A 20,770-nucleotide genomic window follows, 5' to 3' on the forward strand; every position below is an offset into this window, starting at 1 on the left:
TGTACTCCTGTTAGCGTCTACCCGCAGTAGTGCTGAACTAAAACAGTTATTAGGAGAAGACTTTGGGGGAATTCTCAGTAGCGATTGTTTCAGTGCTTACAACCCACAGTCGGCAGCGGCGAAACAGAAATGTTTAACGCATTTGGAACGTGACTTGGAAGCACTAAAGCTGAGTCGGTTTGAAGCTAATCGTTTGTTTGCCCAAACCGTGGGTGAGATTTTAACTACTGCCAGAATCTGTCACCGAGACTATCATACCGGGAAATTGAGCCGTCAAGAAATTGCCCAGCAGCGTCCGGTAATTGAAGCGCAACTGCTTGCTGTTTTGCACCATCCACCAGTTACAGGATGGCCGGCTGATGCCCAACGATTAGCCAACCGGATTCAACGTCATTGGAGAGAATGGTTCACTTTTTTAGATTATCCAGAAGTTAAACCCGATAACAACGATGCTGAGAGAGCTTTACGTCCGGTAGTTGTACATCGGAAGGTAACTGGAGGAGCCAGAAGTGACTGGGGCGCTCAATTGGTAGCTCAAATGTTTAGCTTTTTAGAAACAGTCCGGCTGCAAGGGGGGGAAGCGATCACTCAATTATATGAGTTACTGTCTTTAGCTGGTCGTAGTCCTCCAGGCTTACAGTTAAATTGAACTTTTCGTCGAAAGAAATTGCCTCAACCAGTTTACCACAAACTCCTTCTTGCTTGTGGCAACAATTTTGTCTGGAATACCACCTATCTGGAGTGCATACCTATCGCTGACATCATTGGCGATACCGCAATGCAGTTGCGGTGAGCAGTTACAACAGGAGTAAGTTATTGTTCTAGAGATGGATGGCAACAAAAGATTGATCGCCAGCTATATCGGGGAAGTTCATAATTTTTATTGGGTTTAATCGTCGTGCTAATTAAATCTCTTTCAATTAAGTCAAGATCGAAGTTTTTAGGGGTGTGTGCGTTAGCTATATCCCTTGTAATCGGTGGTTCCAATCTAGATAGTGCTACAGCGCGCGATTATGAATCACGCACTCAAGCTGTGGATAGGTTTACGGATTGGTTTTTTTATAAAGTGAATCCTCAATTAGGAGGTCGCAAATTGCGATCGGACGATTCTTCTGCCTACATCCGCGAATGGAATGCTATTCGCAATACAGTCGATCGAGAAATGATTACTACACAAGGAGATTGCGTCGGTGATGCTTTCTGGGACTTCGATTATCGTTCTCACGGGCGATCGCTCGATCGGATTGCAGATACAATTTGGGATATCCGCGATCCATCGGGTGACAAAACTCGTGCAGATGTTTCTAAACAAGAATGGCAGAAGCTTCGTGATTCAATAATTAGAGAGCATTTTTGCTATTAATTTGCAACAATTGTTAACCATTATTAAACAATAAAGAACAACAGCGCTCTCAGTTACAAATATTGTTAAAACATAGATACAATATGTACCCTGAATTGTACGATTGCTCAGTTAAGTTTAACATTAGTTGGTGAAATTCCAGGAAAGACAGCAATAGGAACCAGAAAATTTCGTCGGTTCAAAAATGTTGGTCTTGCGGTAGCTGGACGAGAAGGCAGGTATGGTTGTGTAGAACGTCCAGCAGGAGAAGAACCTTGAATCGGCTTAATTATCCAGGAAGATTTGGGTGGAGAAGGGGACTTGAAAAATCAGGGGTTGATTGTTTTGCCTGCTGAGGGAATGCAAAGTTATATTGGCGTATAAAATTTATATAATTTTCTCATCTTACTCTTAGTCTCCCTCTGTTGGAACGAAAGTTTGACTCTTAAGCGATTTCAATAGTCAAATGATAAATAATAGACCTCTTGCAAAATAATTTTGTGCTATTATGGAAAGTTTAGCCAATTTTATAATCTAGCAGGCTGGGCAAGTTTAAGGAGAGGCCAATCAACCCAATAATTCAAAGTTTGACCTAAACTTGAGCAAACTTTTAAGTATAACACATATTTTTTTTGCAAGAGGTCTATTGAAAACTTTCTATTATAGCATAGATTTTTTTTGCAAGAGGTCTAATATAACCTGCGATCGCCCGGATTTGATATCATAAGTAATAGCGGGAGATAATATTATATTTTTGCACTAAAATGTCAGTCACGACTCATCAATTAATTCAGTGGAAACAACAACGGCGACCAATTGTCGCGCTGACAGCTTATGATTATGCGATCGCCCAACTCATCGATCGAGCAGGCGTAGATATCATCCTAGTCGGCGATTCCCTCGCCATGACAGTCTTAGGCTACGACACAACCCTACCCATAACCCTCGATGAAATGCTGCACCACGCTAAAGCAGTGCGCCGTGGTGTTAAACAAGGATTAATTGTGGTGGATTTGCCGTTTTTGACTTACCAAGAAAGTCCCCAGCAAGCCATGCACTCTGCCGGGAGAGTTTTGAAAGAAACCGGCGCTCAAGCTGTAAAATTAGAAGGTGGATATCCAGCAATGGCTGCCACAATTTCGCAGCTAACATCCGCCGGAATTCCGGTGATGGGCCACGTTGGTTTAACTCCGCAGTCGGTACACCAACTCGGCTACAAAAAACAGGGAAAAACTGTTGAAGATGCCGATCGCATCATAGCAGAGTCGATCGCGCTTCAAGAAGCAGGTGCCTTTGCGATCGTCTTAGAACACATTCCCGCCGACTTAGCCGCTCAAATTACCCAAAAATTAACTATTCCCACCATTGGTATCGGCGCCGGGCCGCACTGCGACGGTCAAGTTTTAGTTACTTCCGATTTGTTGGGACTTTCTGAAAAACAGCCGCCTTTTGCGAAAGCTTACGCCAATTTGCGAGAAACAATTACCCATGCTGTGAAAGATTATTCCCTTGAAGTTAGAGAAGGCAAATTTCCCGAATAGGTTGTTAGTGAGGGCTTCAACCCTTAAAAAGGAGGACTAAAATCCTCACTACAAACCTAATTTACACTTTCGGCTGGCCCTCTTCCTCTTTATCCTTCTCAACAGGTTCATCCTCAGATTGACCAACCCCTTCCTTAAAACTCCGCAGCGTTTTGCCCAAAGCATTTCCTAACTCAGGAATCTTCTTGGGGCCGAAAATTAGTATGGCCACCACCGCAATAATGCCCATTTCGGGCAATCCCAGACCAAACATACAAAATCTCCTCTAAAACTTGCTCGATCGTAAGTCAATCTACTGATATTGTTAAAGTATCTACCTTTTTTCCTGCATCCTGCAACAGTAGAATCAAGTTTTATTAAGCTATCCCCCGATAAATAGGAATGTTAGAAATATCCCAGCCTTCCCTCCGCGAACAACAGCACTACCTCATCCGCAATTTAGCAGACCGGATGGAAGCAGTATGGCACCGTTATCTAGACCTGGAACCCTACCACCTGCCCGCTGAGTTGGGATACGTAGAAGGGCGCTTGGAAGGAGAAAAACTGATCATAGAAAACCGCTGCTATCAAACGCCCCAGTTCCGCAAAATACACCTCGAACTCGCTAAAGTCGGGCCGGTACTTGACATACTGCACTGCGTGATGTTTCCCAGACCGAATTATGCTTTGCCGATGTTCGGTACGGATATAGTAGCAGGCAAAGGCCAAGTTAGCGCCGCGATCGCAGACCTTTCTCCCCTCAATCGAGATCGAACTTTGTCGGAAACCTACCGAACCCAACTGGAAATTTTGCCGGTCAACCAATTTTCTTGTCCCCGCCAAATTCCCGAATGGGGGGATATTTTCTCAGAATTTTGTCTGTTTGTGCGGCCAGAGTCGATGGAAGAAGAAAACAGATTTTTGGACATAGTTGAATCCTACGTGGAAATTCACTGCAAACAGGCAGTCGCCTCTGAACCAGTATCTGCCACCGAAGAATCGAAAATTCTCGACGCTCATATTTACTACTGTAGCCAGCAGCAGCAAAACGACAAAACCCGCCGCGTACTCGAAAAAGCTTTCGGTCAAGATTGGGCCGAACATTACATGACCGAGGTGCTTTTTGATTTCCCTAAATAGCTGAAATTTGTTTACAATACTTAATAGTAGGTGGGCAAAACTTAATTAGGAAATCACCTACTTTATAAGTAATGGTAAAGGAATCACGGGTCAAGGATAAATCATTTTTAAAACCCCCAGGGCGAGGAATCATCGGTTTAGCGATCGCCGCTACTGTGATTACCACAGGAGTAGGTTTTTGGCAAGTATCTCAAATTAGAAAAGCCGAAGAGTTAAAGGCTGCTGCTGCAACGGCGGCTGCAACTTCCGTCGCCACCCGCACCAGCGTTACCGCTTTGGGTAGGTTGACTCCGCAGGGGGAAGTTATCAAATTGTCCGCCCCTTCGGCTTCGGAGGGAGCAAGAATTGAACAGTTGCAGGTGGAAGAGGGCGATCGAGTCAGTCAAGGACAAATCATAGCAGTTCTCGATACGCGCGATCGGCTCCAAGCAATCCTCCAACAAGCCGACAAAGAAGTCAAAGTCAAACAAGCAGAATTAGCGAAAATTCAAGCAGGCGCAAAAACAGGCGTTGTCGGCGCCGGGAAAGCCGAAGTTGCCAAGTTTGAAGCACAAGTGCAAAGGGAAACCGAAGGCGAAGCAGCCAATATCGCCCGCTTAGAAGCTCAACTGCGAAGAGAAACCGAAGCCGAACAAGCTAACGTCGCCAAATTCGAGGCACAACTTCAAAGAGAAACCGAAGCCGAACAAGCTAATCTTGCCAAATTGGAGGCACAACTCGAAAGAGAAACAGAGGTGCAGCAATCCAAATTGGCTAGGCTAGAAGCTCAATTGCGCGGCGAAATTGCCTCTCAAAACGCTACAGTCGATCGGCTAAAAGCCGAATTAACCAACGCCGAAGCCGAGGAACAACGCAACAAAGAACTTTCCGAAACAGGCGCAATTTCTGCTTCCGCCTACGACACCAAACGCTTAGCAGCAGAGACGGCTCGCCAGAGAGTCAAAGAAGCTCAAGCTGTATTAGAAAAAACAGTGCAAACACTGCAAGAGCAAATAGTCGAAACTAAAGCCACAATCAAACAAACAGTAGAAACAGGCAAGCAGGAAATCAATCAATCCCGCGCCAATCTCCGACGCAAGTTAGAAACAGGTAGGCAGGAAATTAACCAAGCCAGAGCCACCTTAAATCAAAAGATAGAAACCGGTAGAGAACAAATCAATCAAGCCGAAGCAATACTAAAACAAAAAGCAGAAACTGGCCAAGAACAAATCAATCAAGCCAAAGCAAATCTAGACCAAATTGCCGAAGTACGTCCCGAAGACGTGCAAGCCGCCCAAGCCGCCGTCGAAAGTGCGATCGCCACCAAACAAAAAGCTCAAGTAGACTTAAACTTAAGTTACGTCAAAGCACCCGTATCCGGCTACATCCTCAAAGTGCACAGCCGACAAGGAGAACGTGTCAACACTCAAGATGGCATCGTAGAACTAGGCGGCACCGACCAAATGTACGCCGTAGCAGAAGTTTACGAAACCGACATCGCCAAAGTGCGAAACGGTCAGCGCGCAACAGTCACCAGCCCGGTTTTTACAGGCACTGTGGAAGGAACAGTCGATCGCATCGGCAAACAAGTCGGCAAAAAAGATGTCCTCAATACAGACCCCGCAGCCGACACCGATGCGAGAGTTATCGAAGTAAGAATTCGCCTCAATCCAGAATCTAGCAAGAAAGTTGCAACCCTAACAAACTTGCAGGTAGAAGTAAAAATAGACATCTAAAATGGGTAATTTGTAATTTGTAATTTGTCACAGGAGCGATCGATCTTGTTACTCATTACTCGTTCTTCCCTCTTACTCCTTCCTTATTCCCTTTTCCTTATTCTTCCTCCTTCCTTCTTCCCTCTTCCTTCTTCCTTATTCCTTGATTGTATGGCAAAAATACCACTAGCTTGGGCACAATTAACCCGCGAAAGAATGCGTTTAGTAATCGCGCTAGCAGGCATTGGATTTGCCGACTTACTGATGTTTATGCAGTTTGGATTTAGAGACGCGCTATTTGAAAGCTCCATCACCTTTCACTCGAAGTTAAAAGGGGATATTTTTATCACCAGCACTCAATCTACGGCTTTAATAGCCATGAAAAGTTTTCCCCAGCGTCGCTTGTATCAAGCTTTGAGTTTTGACGGCGTTACAGAAATCAGCCCGGTATATTTAGGCTTTGGATTGTGGAAAAACCCCGATCCCAACCAGCGAAATACTCGCCAATTGATGGTCATCGGTTTTGACCCCGCTCATCCCATCTTTGATCTGCCTGAAATCCAAAATAATTTGGACAAAATCAAAATTTCGGATGTGGTTTTATTTGACCAAGCTTCCCGGCCAGAGTTTGGGCCGGTAGCAGAATATTTTAAACAGGGAAAAGTTGTTGAAAGTGAAGTTGACAATCGCCGCGTTAGGGTAGATGGTTTATTTACTATAGGGGCTTCTTTCGGTGCCGACGGAAATCTTGTCACCAGCGATTTGAACTTTATGCGAATTTTTTCGACCCGGAGAACAAGAGGTTTAATCGATATAGGTATTGTTCACTTGCAGCCGGGAACAGATGTTAAGGTGGTTGTTGATAAAATGAGGGCAACTTTGCCGAAAGATGTGAGAATTTCTACTAAAGAAGAGTTTGTAAATTTTGAAAAAAAATATTGGCAGGAAAGTACCTCAATCGGATTTGTTTTCACTCTCGGCGCGGCAATGGGCTTTATCGTTGGGATAGTGATTGTTTATCAAATTCTTTATACTGATGTTACCGATCATTTACCAGAATACGCTACGCTCAAGGCGATGGGATATAAGGACATTTACTTTTTGGGTGTGGTGTTTCAAGAGGCTTTGATTTTGGCAATTCTTGGCTATTTGCCAGGGTTTGGAGTTTCTTTGGTGCTGTACAATTTAGGGAGAAGTGCTACGAGTTTGCCAATGTATATGACTTTGGCGAAAGCTATGACTGTTTTTATTATGACAGTTGTCATGTGTTCTGTGTCGGGGGCGATCGCAGTTAGGAAGTTGCAGGCGGCAGATCCGGCAGATATTTTTTAAGGAAGGCACGACACGGATTCTGACACGGATACACGGATTGAAGAAGGAGGAATTATGAAATAAAAAACCACTAATAACTAATAACTAATAACTGATAACCATGAATACTTTACCAGTAGTCTCAATTAAAAATCTCAATCATTCCTTCGGCGAAGGACAACTTCGCAAACAGACATTATTTGGCATCAACCTCGAAATTTATCCCGGCGAAATCGTGCTGATGACTGGGCCTTCTGGGTCTGGTAAAACAACATTGTTAACCTTGATTGGAGCTTTGCGATCGATCCAAGAAGGTAGTTTGAAAATTCTCGACCAAGAATTGCGGGGAACGCCGAAAAATAAATTAGTTAAAGTCCGGCGCGACATCGGCTATATTTTCCAAGCTCACAATTTGCTCAAATGCTTGACAGCTAGGCAAAATGTGCAAATGTCTTTAGAACTGCACAGTCATCTTTCTCCCCAAGAAACTAATGATAGAATAGAGGGAATGCTGCAAGCTGTAGGCTTGGGAGAAAGAATAGATTATTACCCAGACAGTCTTTCTGGCGGTCAGAAACAAAGAGTTGCGATCGCCCGGGCATTAGTCAGCCAGCCAAAATTAGTTTTAGCAGACGAACCCACAGCAGCACTAGACAGTAAATCAGGTCGAGATGTGGTAGAAATTATGCGAGGTTTGGCAAAAGAACAGCACTGCACTATTTTGCTTGTCACCCATGACAACCGCATTTTAGACATAGCCGATCGCATTATTCACATGGAAGACGGCTACCTCGCCCAAGATACATCAACAACGGCGGCAACCGGCGTTCTTTCGGGAAAATAATATTAATCCACCTCAATTTATTTCCTCGAACCTGGACGCTTTCCTCCTACCTTGGCAGGACTTTTTGTTGCACCTTTGGCTGTAGTTTTAGAACTACTTTTGCCACTTTTTTGACCCTTAGCTCCTACCAATTGGCTATCATTGGCATTGGTAGGCCGCCCGGCAGGCGTTCTCGTAGTCCTAAAGGTAACATTCACCCCTTCATTCGACTGTTCCAGCACCAACATCGGCGTCGGCTTGGCTTTTTGATCCCACTCAATATGAACGATGCGACCTTGAATTGTTGGCTGCCAACTGTCGTGATCGTCTGAAGGACTCAGATAAGTTTCCAAACAGTCAATAATTTGATTAATTGTCGCTGATGTTGCCTGAGTCGGCAGTTTCATCAACTTAATTTGAATCCGAAACAGCACGCGTTTTTCTATTTTTATTGCCGGATCGCCAGTTTCGTATTCGATATCAAACATCGAATCCACTTGCCTGCCGCTGCCCGCATTCCCATTTTTATCTCCCACTGCCCCCTGAGTCGGACGCAGGGCAATACTAATTTTTTCTTTAACTTTTACCTTGATCTGGTTCACAATGGCAAAGTGAAAGACTTCTTCCGCCATCCGCATTCTCAGGTAGTCTAAATTAAAGTCTCGCGAGTGGATAAGGTCGGGATTCTTTTCCATCTTTAACATGGTTTCCAGAGCCATTTTGTATTTTTTCTGGAGTTCTCGATTTCTAAACTCCTCAAATTTGAGCTTTTTACTCAAATCGTCGAGTTTTAGCTTGGTAAACACCGCTAAACCGATAAGCAATAACAACAGTAATCCCGACCCTCCCATTAAGAGTTGGTCTGAGGACGGATCTCCGGGTTTAGCCTTTTTAGGTTTGGGAGAGGCTACTGCCAACCTTGGTTCTACAAGGATTATTTGGGTTGACATGGGCTTTTAAAGGGTAAAATTTGACGCTATATTTATACAGGACTCCAGAGTAGAGCTGGTAGTGCAACTGGATCAACCAACATTGACATCATTCCACCATCATCTTGGTACAACTGGATTTCTGCAACTGGAGCACGCACCCTCTAATTAATACTTTATCTTTAACTGCAAGCAGGTTTCCGAAATATCGGAAAATCGCGCGCTGGCACTGGCCAATAGAAATGGTGAATTGTCTGTAATATATTATACCTATACAGCTAAAAAAATGTTTGTTCGACGGTCTCCGTTTCTAGCAAAATAAAAAGAAATACACATAAATTAATAGTAACTCTGGGAGCCAGCAGCGGAAAACATCAAGGAGAACAGCCGATCGCCCGGACGATCGAGGGGCGGACGTTGGAGAGTGATAATTCCTACTGTTGGCTGACTGCCGCCGTGCCAGCCCACCGGGCGGCTTGCTGTGAAAGTCGAGCTGCGGTGCGATCGAACAACGTCTCCTTAGCTAAGATTACAGCTAATACCACCAATATTCGATCGTGACCTACGAACCCCTGCACCACAAATATCGCCCTCAGACATTTGCCGAATTAGTCGGTCAAGAGGCGATCGCCCAAACCCTCACCAGCGCCATCCTACAAGAGCGCATAGCACCAGCATATCTATTCACCGGCCCCAGAGGCACCGGTAAAACCTCCAGTGCCAGAATTTTCGCCAAATCCCTCAACTGTATTTCTACGGTTTCCCCCACCCCGACACCCTGTGGCAAATGCAACGTTTGCCAAGAAATTGCCCGAGGTTCGACACTAGATGTCATCGAAATTGACGCCGCCAGCAACACGGGAGTAGATAACATTCGGGATTTAATCGAAAGATCTCAGTTTGCTCCCGTACAATGCCGCTATAAAGTATATGTAATCGACGAAGTTCATATGCTCAGTACCCAGGCATTTAATGCCTTATTAAAAACATTAGAAGAGCCGCCCGATCGCGTTGTATTCGTTCTCGCAACAACCGATCCACAAAGAGTATTACCAACTATTATTTCTCGTTGCCAAAAGTTTGACTTTCGTCGCATCCCCCTCGATGCAATGATTGCTCACTTGCACAAAATTGCTAAATTAGAAAATATCAATATTGCCAGTGATGCAGTACAAATGGTTGCTCAACTTGCCCAAGGAGGTCTGCGAGATGCCGAAAGTTTGCTCGACCAACTAAGCTTATTTCAGGGTGAAGTAACAGTCGAAAAAGTTTGGGATTTAGTCGGCGCAGTCCCCGAAAATGACTTAATGGATTTGCTGCAAGCTATTGATACAGATAACGCTACAGCACTAATAGACATGACCCGCCACCTCATGGATCGCGGTCGGGAACCGTTAATCGTGCTGCAAAGCCTCGCGAGCTTTTACCGAGATTTGCTAATAGCCAAAGCTGCCCCGAAACGGTCAGATTTAGTAGCTTTAACATCTGCAACTTGGGAAAAACTGCGGGATTTTGCCCGCAATTGGGAGGCGGAGTTAATTTTGGCAGGCCAGAAACATTTGCAAACCCACGAAGTGCAAATTAAAAACACTACTCAGCCGCGTTTGTGGCTGGAAGTAACCCTGTTGGGATTGTTGCCCTCAGCAATTAGAACTCAGCCACAACCAACAGCCGAACCAGGTAGAAATATTGCTCCATCACAAATTCACCCCCCCCAGCCCCCCCTTGCTAAGGGGGGGAGCCAGACATCTAATATCGAACCGCCTCCCGCTGCCAATTCGCAAAATCCTCCACCTCACTCGCCGCCTGTGGCTAATCGAACAGAAAGCACACCTCCTGCACCGATTCCCGCACCTGTACCAACTGCTGAAACGAATCAAACAAATTATTCACCGACTAATTCAGGCGATGAAATCGATTTAAATCTAGTGTGGGAACAGGTACTTGACCGCGTGCGACCGTTCAGCACTCAAGTCCTGCTTCGCCAACAGGGAAATCTAGTAATTTTTACCAATGATACTGCTTATGTTAAGATTAGTTCGCAACCGTTGCTCAATATAGTTAAAAACAAAGTAGCTAATATTGAAGAAGCTTTTGTGCAAGTTTTTAACCGTCGAGTAAAAGTAACAGTGGGCGTGACAAATCCCGCTGAAACTAATAGTTCCCGCGCCAAGGATTTGCCAACTTCTAACGGACGTGTTGGCGAAAATCCCAGGAATTCTAATCCTGCGGATGATGCGGGCCAACAGGTGCAAAACTCGGCGGGTTCTGAGATTACAGATGATTTTTTGGGGAATGGTGGAGAAGAACAAAAATACCCGCCAGCGGCTGAAAATACCGCCGTTAACGTGCCCCTAATTTCCGAAGTGCGATCGCCCACAAACGGCTCTACAGACTCTCAAAATGACTTTAACGCTCAGGCTATAGCGGTGCGTGATGACGCTCAATATGTCGCGAATACGGCTAGGAAATTGGCTGATATGTTTGACGGGGAAGTAGTCGATTTGTCGGATGACTTGGAGATTTGGGAGTCGGAAACTTTTAGATTGGAATCTGAACCGGATTTTTCCGAGTTATCTTCTGAGTTAGGTGAGGATGATTTTATAGATTGGTAAATCTATGCTTGCGGGAGCGAAATGTGCAAAATTTCGCCGGTCGCACAAAATCCAGCGCGGGTGTAAACTCGGAATCCCTCCTCGTGTCCCGGCATCAGAAACGCCACCGCAACACCCGCGTCGAAAGCTTCTCGCACCAGCCGGGCCGTCAAAGCCCCTGCTATGCCCCGCCGGCGAAAAGGGACGCGCACGCCGATACCGGCGATTTCTGTCGTCTCATTTGCCGGCACAGTACACATTCCAGCCCCCGCAGGTTTGCCAGTTGCTGCTACGCGAGCGAGTACCGCGATGCTGCCTGCAGCCAGACTTTTCCGAAGACTGTCAACGTCTTCAGGGCTTGGTGCAGCCTCTGTAAAAGCCTCGTGTTGCGCCGCCACTGTACCGAGGATCTCGGCCTCGGAAACTGGCAAAATTAGTTCGATGCCCGGGGGGACGGGAAGCAATTTCTCGGAACCCGGAGTGCAAGTCATCAGCGGCAAGCGTCCCTCAACGGTGAAACCCGCCGATATCAGCGTTTCTTCAACAGCAGGCGCTAGTTTCGCGACATACTCCAAACGCGGCTTTCGCCCGCGCACAGAGTACGCAGCGATTAAGGCGTTGACATCAGCGAGCGAGGGTGCGGCGCCGTCGTCGGGAATCGCATAGTTGAGATAAGGGTTGGCGCTGTGGCGGCTGAAGGTAGCGAGGAACGGCCCGATCCGCTCGGTGTCGCGCTGCTGGCTCGCGGCAAAGCGCAGGTATGATTGAATGCGAGATTCCATAAGTGGCTGTGCTGAAAACCTTGCTTTTAAGCTGACTCTGGCTTGGGCAGCGAAGACGGAAGTACCAACAGCTCGGCGGTCGATCGCTTCTCGACCATTTCCTTAGTAATCGTACACCGGGCAACATCCTTCCGCGACGGCAACTCGTACATCACATCCAACATCAATTCTTCGACTATTCCCCGCAGCGCCCGCGCTCCAGTTTTGCGGCGGTATGCTTCCTGGGCGATCGCCCGAATCGCATCCGGCTTAAAGTCCAACTGCACGTTATCCATCTTCAGCAGCTTTTGATACTGCTTAACCAAAGCATTGCGCGGCTCAGTCAAAATCGCCATCAGCGTTTCCTCGTCCAGCGGCTCTAACACCGCCGCCACCGGCACCCGCCCAATAAACTCGGGAATCATCCCAAACTTCACCAAATCATCCGGTTCCAGTTGCTTGAGTACATCAGCAGCCCGCTTTTCCTTCGGCTGAGCTTCTCCGGGCTGAATAAAACCCATTGACTTTTTACCCGTTCTCTGCTCTATCACTTTTTCCAGACCGACAAAAGCACCGCCGCAGATAAACATGATATTGCTAGTATCAATTTGGATGCAGTCTTGATAGGGATGCTTGCGGCCGCCTTGGGGAGGTACATTGGCGATCGTCCCCTCCAGCATTTTCAGCAGCGCCTGCTGTACGCCTTCACCCGACACATCCCGCGTAATCGAAGGATTTTCGCTCTTGCGGGCAATTTTGTCAATTTCATCAATATAAATAATTCCGCGCTGCGCCTCTTCCACGTCCATATCTGCCACTTGCAGCAGCCGCAGCAAAATATTTTCCACATCTTCCCCGACATAGCCTGCTTCCGTCAGCGTCGTCGCGTCAGCCACCGCAAACGGCACGTCCAGCATATCCGCCAACGTCTGAGCCAGCAGAGTTTTTCCGCAACCAGTCGGCCCGATTAACAAAATATTCGATTTTTGCAGTTCTACTTCTTCCGGCGGGTGTTTGCCGCTATTTTTTGCATGAATAAAGCTGAGGCGCTTGTAGTGGTTGTAAACTGCCACCGAGAGCACCTTTTTCGCCTCATCTTGCCCGATCGCATTTTCGTCGAGGTAATTTTTAATTTCCCTCGGCTTGGGAATTTGGCTCAGCGACATACTTTTGCCCGAGGTACCGCGGCGCTTTGGCGTCGTTTCCTGCTTCGGAGCCGTCGCTGCTGCCGGAACTGCACTCGAATCAAACAACTCCTCATCTAAAATTTCATTGCACAAGTCAACGCATTCGTCGCAGATATACACCCCTGGCCCTGCGATCAACTTGCGTACTTGCTCTTGAGACTTGCCACAAAACGAACATTTTAGATGGGAGTCGTACTTAGACATAACAGCCTCTTAATTCAGTGCAGTGACATTCTCTCCCGCCGCCGGAAGGTTTTCTTTAGCGATAACTCGATCGACCAAACCGTAATTTTTGGCTTCCTCGGCTGACATAAAAAAGTCGCGCTCTGTATCAGCCTCTAATTTCTCGATCGGTTGACCTGTGTGGTGCGCTAGCAGTTGATTCAGCTTACGCTTATGATAAAGGATTTCTTTGGCTTGAATCTCAATATCAACTGCTTGACCTTGAGCGCCTCCAAGCGGCTGGTGGATCATAATTCGGGAACTCGGAAGAGACATCCGCTTACCGTGAGCTCCTGCTGTCAGCAGAAAAGCGCCCATACTCGCTGCCAAACCGTAACAAATCGTCACCACATCGGGGCGGATTTGCTGCATTGTGTCATAAATTGCCATGCCGGCCGTCACCGAGCCGCCGGGGGAATTTATGTACATTTGGATATCTTTTTCTGGGTCTTCGGCATCCAGATACAATAGCTGAGCCACTATCGAGTCAGCAACTTCGTCGGTTACGGGAGTTCCTAAAAACACAATTCGCTCCCGCAGCAAGCGCGAGTAAATGTCAAAAGCCCGCTCGCCCATCCCCGACTGTTCTAGTACCATCGGCACTACATTGCTGGGGCTGGAACTGACATCAAAATCGTTATAGCTTGTAATTAGGTAATTGGAAGATTGAGATACAACCATAAGACACCAGTCAAGGATTCTAGACAATTTGCTGCTGCTGATGAAAGCTTTAAATTAAGCCGCCAGCTTTTAACTATTATGCCTCTTCTGAACAGAGATCGGGGGAATGGGGAGTTTTGAGTTCTGAAATTGCTTTCTGCGCTGGACACAACGCTGGAGTGACTTGCAAGGCTAGCTGGGTGAGTGAGTTAAAACACCTACTTGTAAATCATCGCTGCTTCCAGTGGACACTCCGAGCTTTTAGTAAGAATCAGGCGCACCCGGAGCTTGTAGTTAAGGATCAGGTGCGCCGTTAAAATCACAGTTGATTTCATGTCCCCAATTAGGACATTTGAACACATTAAGTTCTATTCTTCGCCTACGACTTCCACTTCAACGCTCGTGGCTGCTTCTGCTGAATCTTCAGCATCCGATTCTTCTGATTCTGCTGCTGCAGGAGTCAGAGAGCCTTCAGGTACGAGTTCGATTGTTCCTTTTTCTTCCAACCATTTCAGGGTTTTTTGTTTGAGCAAGTCTTCTGCTACAAATTCCTGCAACCTTTGGGGGTCAAAATCTCCTCTGGGAAACTGCTTTCTGATTTTTGCTACTTCTGCTGCTACTTCTGCGGGTTCAACAGATAAGGATTCCAGCTTGGCTACTTCTGCCAGAGCTAAATTCTGCTTGAGGCGCTCGACTGCTTCCGGGCGCGAGCGTTCCCGCATCGGGCCCATATTTTCTTCGGTAAACAGTTGGTTGATATCTATCCCGTAATTTTTCAATTGGACGGCTTGTTGATTCAGCAAATAATCGATTTCGCGATCGACCATTGTTTCGGGAATTTCCACTTCTATTAGCTGCGCGAGTGCTGCTGATATAGCTTTTTCCTTATTAGCTGATGTCTTGTTTTCTTGGTCTGCTTTAAACCGAGTTTCGAGCGATTCGCGCAGTTCTGCTAAAGTTTCAAACTCGCTGACTTCTTGGGCAAAGTCGTCGTCCAACTCCGGCAATTCTTTTTCCTTAAGTTCTTTGAGAGTAATCGTAAAGACTGCTGGTTTTCCCGCTAGTTCTTCACTGCTATACTCATCTGGAAACTGCACGGAAACTTCTCTAGTTTCTCCTGGATTCATCCCGATCATGCCTTGGATAAAGCCCGGTACAAACTGATTTTCCGACAATTCTACTTGGAAGTCTTCTGCTTCGCCGCCGGGAATTTCTGCAGGAGTTTCGCCTTCGGGTGCTTCCGCAAATCTACCTGAGAAATCAACCAAAGCCGTGTCTCCCAACTGAGCCGGTCGGCCTTCTACGGGGATTAAAGTAGCTTTGTCCGATCGATATTTTGCCAATACCTCATCTACCTGACCCTCATCATACTTAGCTTCTTCTGCTTGAAGCTGCAAACCTGTGTACTGACCCATTTTCACTTCGGGTTGTACGTCAACCTTCGCCGAAAAAATCAGAGGCTGTTCTGGATCGAACTTCTCTAGTAATTCTTCAAACTCGGTGCGAAGTTCAAAACTGCCAATTGCAGCAATTTTTTCTTGTTCGAGGGCTTTTTGCAGGGAATCATTAATCAAATTTTCCAAAGCCGTCGCTTTCAAGCGAGTCTGGCCTAGGCGCTGTAGCAAAACTTGACGGGGAACTTTGCCTTTGCGGAACCCAGGAATATTTACCTCGCGAGCAAATTGTTTAATTACTTGCTCGTAAGCTTGTTTTGACTTTTCTGACGGTACTTCGATTTCCAGACCAATTTGGCTAGCTGGAAGTTTTTCCTGGGTTACTTTCATCGGCTTTTGTGATATTTAACAATAGTGTAATAAAATACATACAAATCTGACTTTGCCTGCATTTTAATTTTGTTACGCTTTGACTCGTAACGGCACAACTACAACACCTTTACCGGATGAGACTGTAAGTCATTTCCGGCTACTTTTTTGGCTCTTGCCAAATAGTTTTGGTTTGACGATACTAGCTTTTGCTGCTAGGAATGTGGAGGTTAAGTCCACTAATTGCCGATGCACCATAGCACATATCGCCCTGTGATGTCAATCTTGCCGGCCTCTGTGGCCAGTCAAAGTCAATGGATGCGCCTGCGAAAATGCAGATATATCGCAAAACTTAACCGGATGCGGATTGGGCGTGGGCGAGCTGCAAAAGATGCTAAACTGGCATTGGCTACGATCGCACGGATCGATCGGGAAGTTCGATCGCCTGTTTCCGTTAACTGCACCATTGCTATCCTCTCATGCTCCCGATCTGGCATAACATTAATTAAGTTTGATATTGAGAATTGCAGTTATTTAAATTTTTGATTTCGATCGTTGAAACTATAATTTCTGGAGGAAACTAATTTGTCTCAATCCTATCGAGTTGCCATTTTAGGAGCTACCGGCGCTGTCGGTGCCGAGTTGCTAGAACTATTGCACAGCCGGAGTTTTCCGATTTCTAACTTGAAGCTGCTGGCTTCGGAACGTTCAGCAGGCACAACTTTGCCTTTTGGCGGTGAGATGCTGCCGGTCGAAGCAGTTTCGGGGCGATCGTTTGATAATGTAGATCTGGTGCTCGCCTCTGCCGGCGGCTCTACTTCTAAATTATGGGCTCCGCAAGCGGTGGCAGCCGGGGCATTGGTAATTGACAATTCTAGCGCTTTCCGCATGGATGCGACGGTACCGCTAGTGGTTCCCGAAGTCAATCCCCAAGCAGCAGCAGCTCACCGAGGTATAATTGCTAATCCCAATTGCACGACTATTTTGATGGCAGTTGCGGTTTGGCCACTTCACAAAGTTATGCCGGTAAAGCGCATAGTTGTAGCCACTTACCAGTCTGCCAGCGGGGCGGGGGCGAGGGCAATGGAGGAAATGAAAGCTCAAGCAAGAGCAATTTTGCAGGGGGAAACGCCCAAAACAGATATATTTCCCTACCCTTTAGCATTTAATTTGTTTCCGCACAACACCCCGATTAATGATTTGGGTTATTGTGAAGAAGAGATGAAAATGGTAAACGAAACTCGGAAGATATTTGGTACGGACGAGATTAAAATTACGGCAACTTGTGTGCGGGTTCCCGTACTGCGGGCTCATTCGGAAGCGATTAATCTAGAGTTTGCAGAGCCTTTTAGCGCGATCGAGGCCAGGGAAATCTTAAAGCAGGCAAGCGGGGTTAAGCTGGTAGAAGACTGGCAAGCTAATTATTTCCCGATGCCAGCAGAAGCCAGCGGTAAGGATGAGGTGTTAGTTGGCAGGATTCGCCAAGATATTTCTCACCCCTGCGGGTTGGAGATGTGGCTGTCTGGCGATCAAATCCGCAAAGGGGCGGCTTTAAATGCGGTGCAGATAGCTGAGTTGCTGGTCGAAAAAAATTTGTTGCGAACCCAAGTGGCGGCGGCTTCTAATTAGCGGTAGCCCTGGCAATTTGGAAATTGAAATTGGGGATTTTAGATAAACCTTTCATCTGAAATCAAAAATTTAAAATCAAAAATCAACAGTCTAAAATCGGAGAAAGTGTGGTAAAGTTTGGACGGGTTCTGACTGCAATGATTACGCCGTTTAAGGAAGACGGCAGCGTTAACTATGCGGTAGCAGAACAATTGGCAGTTCATTTAGCCGATCGCGGTACAGATAGCTTGGTAGTGTGCGGCACTACTGGCGAGTCTCCCACTATGACCTGGGATGAAGAGTACGAATTATTTCAGGTGGTACAAAAGGCGGTGGCCGGTAAGGCGTTGGTAATCGCCGGAGCCGGATCGAATTCTACTTCAGAAGCAGTCGCAGCTACGAAAAAAGCAGCTAAACTCGGGTTAGACGGCTGTTTGCAGGTGGTTCCTTATTACAACAAACCCCCGCAAGAAGGTTTATACAATCATTTTCGGGCGATCGCGCAATCTGCTCCAGAATTGCCTATAATGTTATATAACATCCCCGGTCGCACTGGTCAGAATATGTTGCCGGAGACGGTGGCTCGATTGGCAGAAATCCCCAACATTGTGGCCGTAAAAGAAGCAAGTGGCAACTTGGATCAAGCAAGTCAAATTCGGTGCTTGACATCCCCTGAATTTGCCATCTATTCTGGAGATGATTCCCTAACTTTGCCAATGTTGGCGGTAGGAGGATCTGGTGTAGTTAGCGTAGCCAGCCATCTGGTAGGAGAGCAACTGCAACAGATGATCGAAGCTTTCGAGGCCGGTCAAGTTCAAGTCGCTACCCAGATTCACTTGCAACTTTTTGACCTGTTTAAAGCTCTTTTTCTCACCACAAATCCCATTCCCGTCAAGACAGCTCTCAAACTTCAAGGCTGGGATGTAGGCTCCACCCGTCCGCCCCTGTGCGATCCGCCCGTTGAGGTAACTCAAAAGTTAAAGGACGTACTGAGTCAGCTAGCAGCAGTATCAGCTAGCAAGACGAGCGAGAACGAGTTTTCAGACAACTGAATATTGGTTGTTATCAGTCATTAGTTCTGAGTCATCAGTCATTAGTAATTAAGTGTTAGTAAGTAGCTAACAGTCAAGGATTAAAGACTGAAGATAGAAGAATGAAGACCCAAGACAACTGACTGTACGGGATAGTAAAACCCGCCAGGGAGTTTTCCATAAATATTTGGAAAAATATCGCCCTACCAACGAACAGTAGACGAAAGACGAAAGACGAAAGACCACAGACCAATAACAAAAATAACTAACAAAGGATACGCATGATCAAAAATACAACTGCATCTGCTCTAAAAGTTATTCCCCTCGGCGGGCTGCACGAAATCGGTAAAAACACTTGTGTGTTCGAGTACGGCGACGAAATAATTCTTTTAGATGCCGGTTTAGCGTTCCCGACAGATGGAATGCACGGGGTAAATATTGTCCTCCCAGACATGACTTACCTGCGGGAAAACAGTCACAAAATTAAAGGTATGATCGTGACTCACGGTCACGAAGATCACATAGGCGGTATCCCTTATCACCTCAAACAATTTGAAATTCCCGTCATCTACGGCCCCCGTTTGGCGATGGCTTTGTTAGCGGGAAAACTCGAAGAAGCCGGAGTGTCTCACCGCACTGAATTGAGAACGGTTCGACCCAGGGATACTGTCAGAATTGGCAAGAATTTCTTAGTAGAATACATTCGCAACACTCACTCGATGGCCGACAGTTTTACTGTGGCAATTCACACTCCCGTGGGAATTGTGATCCACACCGGAGACTTTAAAATTGACCACACTCCTGTAGACGGCGAGCATTTTGATTTGCAAAAGCTGGCCGAGTACGGCGAGAAAGGCGTGCTGTGCTTGATCAGCGATTCTACTAACTCGGAAGTTCCCGGTTTTACTGCTTCGGAACGTTCTGTTGCTCCGAATTTAGACAGAATTATCGCTCAAGCACCGGGACGGGTGATGGTGACAACGTTTGCTTCCTCGGTACACCGATTGCAAATTGTTTTGGACTTGGCTAAGAAAAACAATCGCTATGTCGGAGTAGTTGGCCGGTCGATGCTTAACGTCATCGCTCACTGCCGCAATCTCGGCTACATCAAATGCGAAGATAGTATTTTCAAACCGCTGAAAGAAATCCGCAATTTGGCTGAAGATAAGGTACTGATTTTAACTACAGGTTCCCAAGGCGAACCGATGGCGGCGATGACTCGCATTGCTAACGGCGAACATCACGAACTGAAAATTAGGAAGGGCGATACAGTCATTTTCTCAGCTAATCCGATTCCGGGAAATACGATCGCAGTGGTAAACACGATCGATAAACTGATGATGCTGGGAGCACACGTGGTTTACGGCCGCGACAAAGGCATTCACGTTTCCGGCCACGGCTGTCAAGAAGACCAAAAGTTAATGATTAACATGACTCGTCCCAAGTTCTTCTTGCCGGTTCACGGGGAACACCGGATGCTGATCCAGCACTCCAAGACGGCTCAAAGCATGGGCATTCCCGCCAGCAATATGGTGATTATTGACAACGGCGATGTCGTAGAATTAACTGAAAATTCGATACGGGTGGCTGGTCAAGTGCCTTCAGGAATTGAATTAGTAGATGCTTCTCGATCGGGCGTTGTCAAAGCCAGCGTCCTCAAGGAACGTCAGCAGTTGGCCGGAGATGGCGTTGTAACTGTAGCGGCGGCTTTGAATTGGGAAGGCAAATTAGTTGCAAAACCAGAAGTCCACTTGAAAGGCGTAGTGACATCAGCCGATCGTGCGGAGGTGATCAAATTAATCACTCAAACCATTGAAACAGTTTTGAGCGATCGCTGGTCAGAATTTGTCAAACCCGCCACTGCTGACTCACAAGTTGATGTTGACTGGGTAGGAGTTCAAACGCAAATAGAAAAGGCTATTCAGCGAGTGATGCGCCGGGAACTTCAAAGCAATCCGCTGCTGGTATTCCTGATGCAGATTCCTGAAGAAGCAGTGCGATCGGAAAAAGTAGCAGCATCTCCCGGTTCCCTAGAAGCACCTAAGCTATTATCCTCCCCATCCTCGGCATCGCCATCATCGGCATCATCCCCATCCTTGCCATCTCCTGCCAATCAGGTGACGGGCCGGCGCCGTCCCCGGACTGCTGCAAGGGCAGCTTCTTAGGGCGATAATTCTCGGACGCA

The 20,770-nt window shown here is 46.7% G+C and carries 19 protein-coding genes; 11 read left to right on the forward strand and 8 right to left on the reverse strand.

Features of this window, described 5'->3' with window-relative positions; genetic code table 11:
• The 3 genes from QUA33_RS10755 to panB form a co-directional block, all read left to right on the forward strand.
• The coding region (locus QUA33_RS10755; RefSeq protein WP_333148592.1) for an IS66 family transposase at positions 1–649 on the forward strand (649 nt) is incomplete at its 5' end.
• 417 nt (positions 650–1,066) lie between these two features.
• Complete coding sequence (locus tag QUA33_RS10760) at positions 1,067–1,363, forward strand: hypothetical protein (protein WP_333148593.1); 297 nt, start codon at positions 1,067–1,069, stop codon at positions 1,361–1,363.
• Positions 1,364–2,106: 743 nt separating this feature from the next.
• The gene (gene panB / locus QUA33_RS10765; RefSeq protein WP_333148594.1) at positions 2,107–2,883 is read left to right on the forward strand and encodes a 3-methyl-2-oxobutanoate hydroxymethyltransferase; all 777 of its coding nucleotides are present in this window, start codon (positions 2,107–2,109) and stop codon (positions 2,881–2,883) included.
• Between the two features lie 61 nt (positions 2,884–2,944).
• On the opposite strand, the gene tatA is transcribed toward panB, so the two are convergent.
• The gene (gene tatA / locus QUA33_RS10770; RefSeq protein ID WP_333066776.1) at positions 2,945–3,136 is read right to left on the reverse strand and encodes a twin-arginine translocase TatA/TatE family subunit; all 192 of its coding nucleotides are present in this window, start codon (positions 3,134–3,136) and stop codon (positions 2,945–2,947) included.
• Positions 3,137–3,264: 128 nt separating this feature from the next.
• Here tatA and QUA33_RS10775 point away from each other — a divergent pair, with 128 nt between their 5' ends.
• The 4 genes from QUA33_RS10775 (at position 3,265) to QUA33_RS10790 (ending at position 7,851) form a co-directional block, all read left to right on the forward strand.
• The gene (locus QUA33_RS10775) at positions 3,265–4,002 is read left to right on the forward strand and encodes a phycocyanobilin:ferredoxin oxidoreductase (protein WP_333096061.1); all 738 of its coding nucleotides are present in this window, start codon (positions 3,265–3,267) and stop codon (positions 4,000–4,002) included.
• A gap of 71 nt (positions 4,003–4,073) precedes the next feature.
• Complete coding sequence (locus QUA33_RS10780) at positions 4,074–5,717, forward strand: HlyD family efflux transporter periplasmic adaptor subunit (protein WP_333148595.1); 1,644 nt, start codon at positions 4,074–4,076, stop codon at positions 5,715–5,717.
• A 150-nt stretch (positions 5,718–5,867) separates the two neighbouring features.
• Positions 5,868–7,028, forward strand: coding sequence for an ABC transporter permease DevC (gene devC, locus QUA33_RS10785; RefSeq protein WP_333148596.1), 1,161 nt, complete (start codon positions 5,868–5,870; stop codon positions 7,026–7,028).
• Positions 7,029–7,128: 100 nt separating this feature from the next.
• Positions 7,129–7,851 carry a DevA family ABC transporter ATP-binding protein gene (locus QUA33_RS10790; RefSeq protein WP_333148597.1) on the forward strand — a complete coding sequence of 241 codons (723 nt, stop codon included), beginning with the start codon at positions 7,129–7,131 and terminating at the stop codon, positions 7,849–7,851.
• A 17-nt stretch (positions 7,852–7,868) separates the two neighbouring features.
• Here the strand turns inward: QUA33_RS10790 and QUA33_RS10795 are convergent, their stop codons facing one another.
• Together QUA33_RS10795 and QUA33_RS10800 are read right to left on the reverse strand one after the other, a co-directional pair.
• On the reverse strand, positions 7,869–8,780 hold the full coding sequence (locus tag QUA33_RS10795) for a hypothetical protein (protein ID WP_333096065.1): 912 nt from the start codon (positions 8,778–8,780) through the stop codon (positions 7,869–7,871).
• A 413-nt stretch (positions 8,781–9,193) separates the two neighbouring features.
• On the reverse strand, positions 9,194–9,337 hold the full coding sequence (locus QUA33_RS10800) for a hypothetical protein (RefSeq protein WP_333148598.1): 144 nt from the start codon (positions 9,335–9,337) through the stop codon (positions 9,194–9,196).
• On the opposite strand from QUA33_RS10800, the gene QUA33_RS10805 reads away from it, so the two are divergent.
• Positions 9,317–11,374, forward strand: coding sequence for a DNA polymerase III subunit gamma/tau (locus tag QUA33_RS10805; RefSeq protein ID WP_333148599.1), 2,058 nt, complete (start codon positions 9,317–9,319; stop codon positions 11,372–11,374). The genes QUA33_RS10800 and QUA33_RS10805 overlap by 21 nt on opposite strands.
• Positions 11,375–11,376: 2 nt before the next feature.
• Here QUA33_RS10805 and QUA33_RS10810 read toward each other — a convergent pair whose 3' ends face one another.
• The 5 genes from QUA33_RS10810 to QUA33_RS10830 form a co-directional block, all read right to left on the reverse strand.
• Positions 11,377–12,135 carry a GNAT family N-acetyltransferase gene (locus QUA33_RS10810; RefSeq protein ID WP_333148600.1) on the reverse strand — a complete coding sequence of 253 codons (759 nt, stop codon included), beginning with the start codon at positions 12,133–12,135 and terminating at the stop codon, positions 11,377–11,379.
• A 26-nt stretch (positions 12,136–12,161) separates the two neighbouring features.
• Positions 12,162–13,505, reverse strand: coding sequence for an ATP-dependent protease ATP-binding subunit ClpX (gene clpX, locus QUA33_RS10815; RefSeq protein WP_333148601.1), 1,344 nt, complete (start codon positions 13,503–13,505; stop codon positions 12,162–12,164).
• 9 nt (positions 13,506–13,514) lie between these two features.
• Positions 13,515–14,204: an ATP-dependent Clp endopeptidase proteolytic subunit ClpP gene (clpP, locus tag QUA33_RS10820; RefSeq protein WP_333066788.1), complete on the reverse strand. Its 690-nt coding sequence runs from the start codon at positions 14,202–14,204 to the stop codon at positions 13,515–13,517.
• 347 nt (positions 14,205–14,551) lie between these two features.
• Complete coding sequence (tig, locus tag QUA33_RS10825; RefSeq protein ID WP_333148602.1) at positions 14,552–15,967, reverse strand: trigger factor; 1,416 nt, start codon at positions 15,965–15,967, stop codon at positions 14,552–14,554.
• Positions 15,968–16,257: 290 nt separating this feature from the next.
• Positions 16,258–16,413, reverse strand: coding sequence for a hypothetical protein (locus QUA33_RS10830; protein WP_333148603.1), 156 nt, complete (start codon positions 16,411–16,413; stop codon positions 16,258–16,260).
• Between the two features lie 118 nt (positions 16,414–16,531).
• Here QUA33_RS10830 and QUA33_RS10835 point away from each other — a divergent pair, with 118 nt between their 5' ends.
• The 3 genes from QUA33_RS10835 (at position 16,532) to QUA33_RS10845 (ending at position 20,750) form a co-directional block, all read left to right on the forward strand.
• Positions 16,532–17,575, forward strand: a complete 1,044-nt coding sequence (locus QUA33_RS10835) for an aspartate-semialdehyde dehydrogenase (RefSeq protein WP_333148604.1) — start codon at positions 16,532–16,534, stop codon at positions 17,573–17,575.
• A 107-nt stretch (positions 17,576–17,682) separates the two neighbouring features.
• The gene (gene dapA, locus QUA33_RS10840) at positions 17,683–18,606 is read left to right on the forward strand and encodes a 4-hydroxy-tetrahydrodipicolinate synthase (RefSeq protein ID WP_015179190.1); all 924 of its coding nucleotides are present in this window, start codon (positions 17,683–17,685) and stop codon (positions 18,604–18,606) included.
• Positions 18,607–18,866: 260 nt separating this feature from the next.
• Positions 18,867–20,750, forward strand: a complete 1,884-nt coding sequence (locus QUA33_RS10845; RefSeq protein ID WP_333148605.1) for a ribonuclease J — start codon at positions 18,867–18,869, stop codon at positions 20,748–20,750.
• Positions 20,751–20,770: the final 20 nt, after the last annotated feature.

The organism is Microcoleus sp. Pol14D4, from assembly GCF_036701245.1.
GTDB lineage: Bacteria > Cyanobacteriota > Cyanobacteriia > Cyanobacteriales > Microcoleaceae > Microcoleus.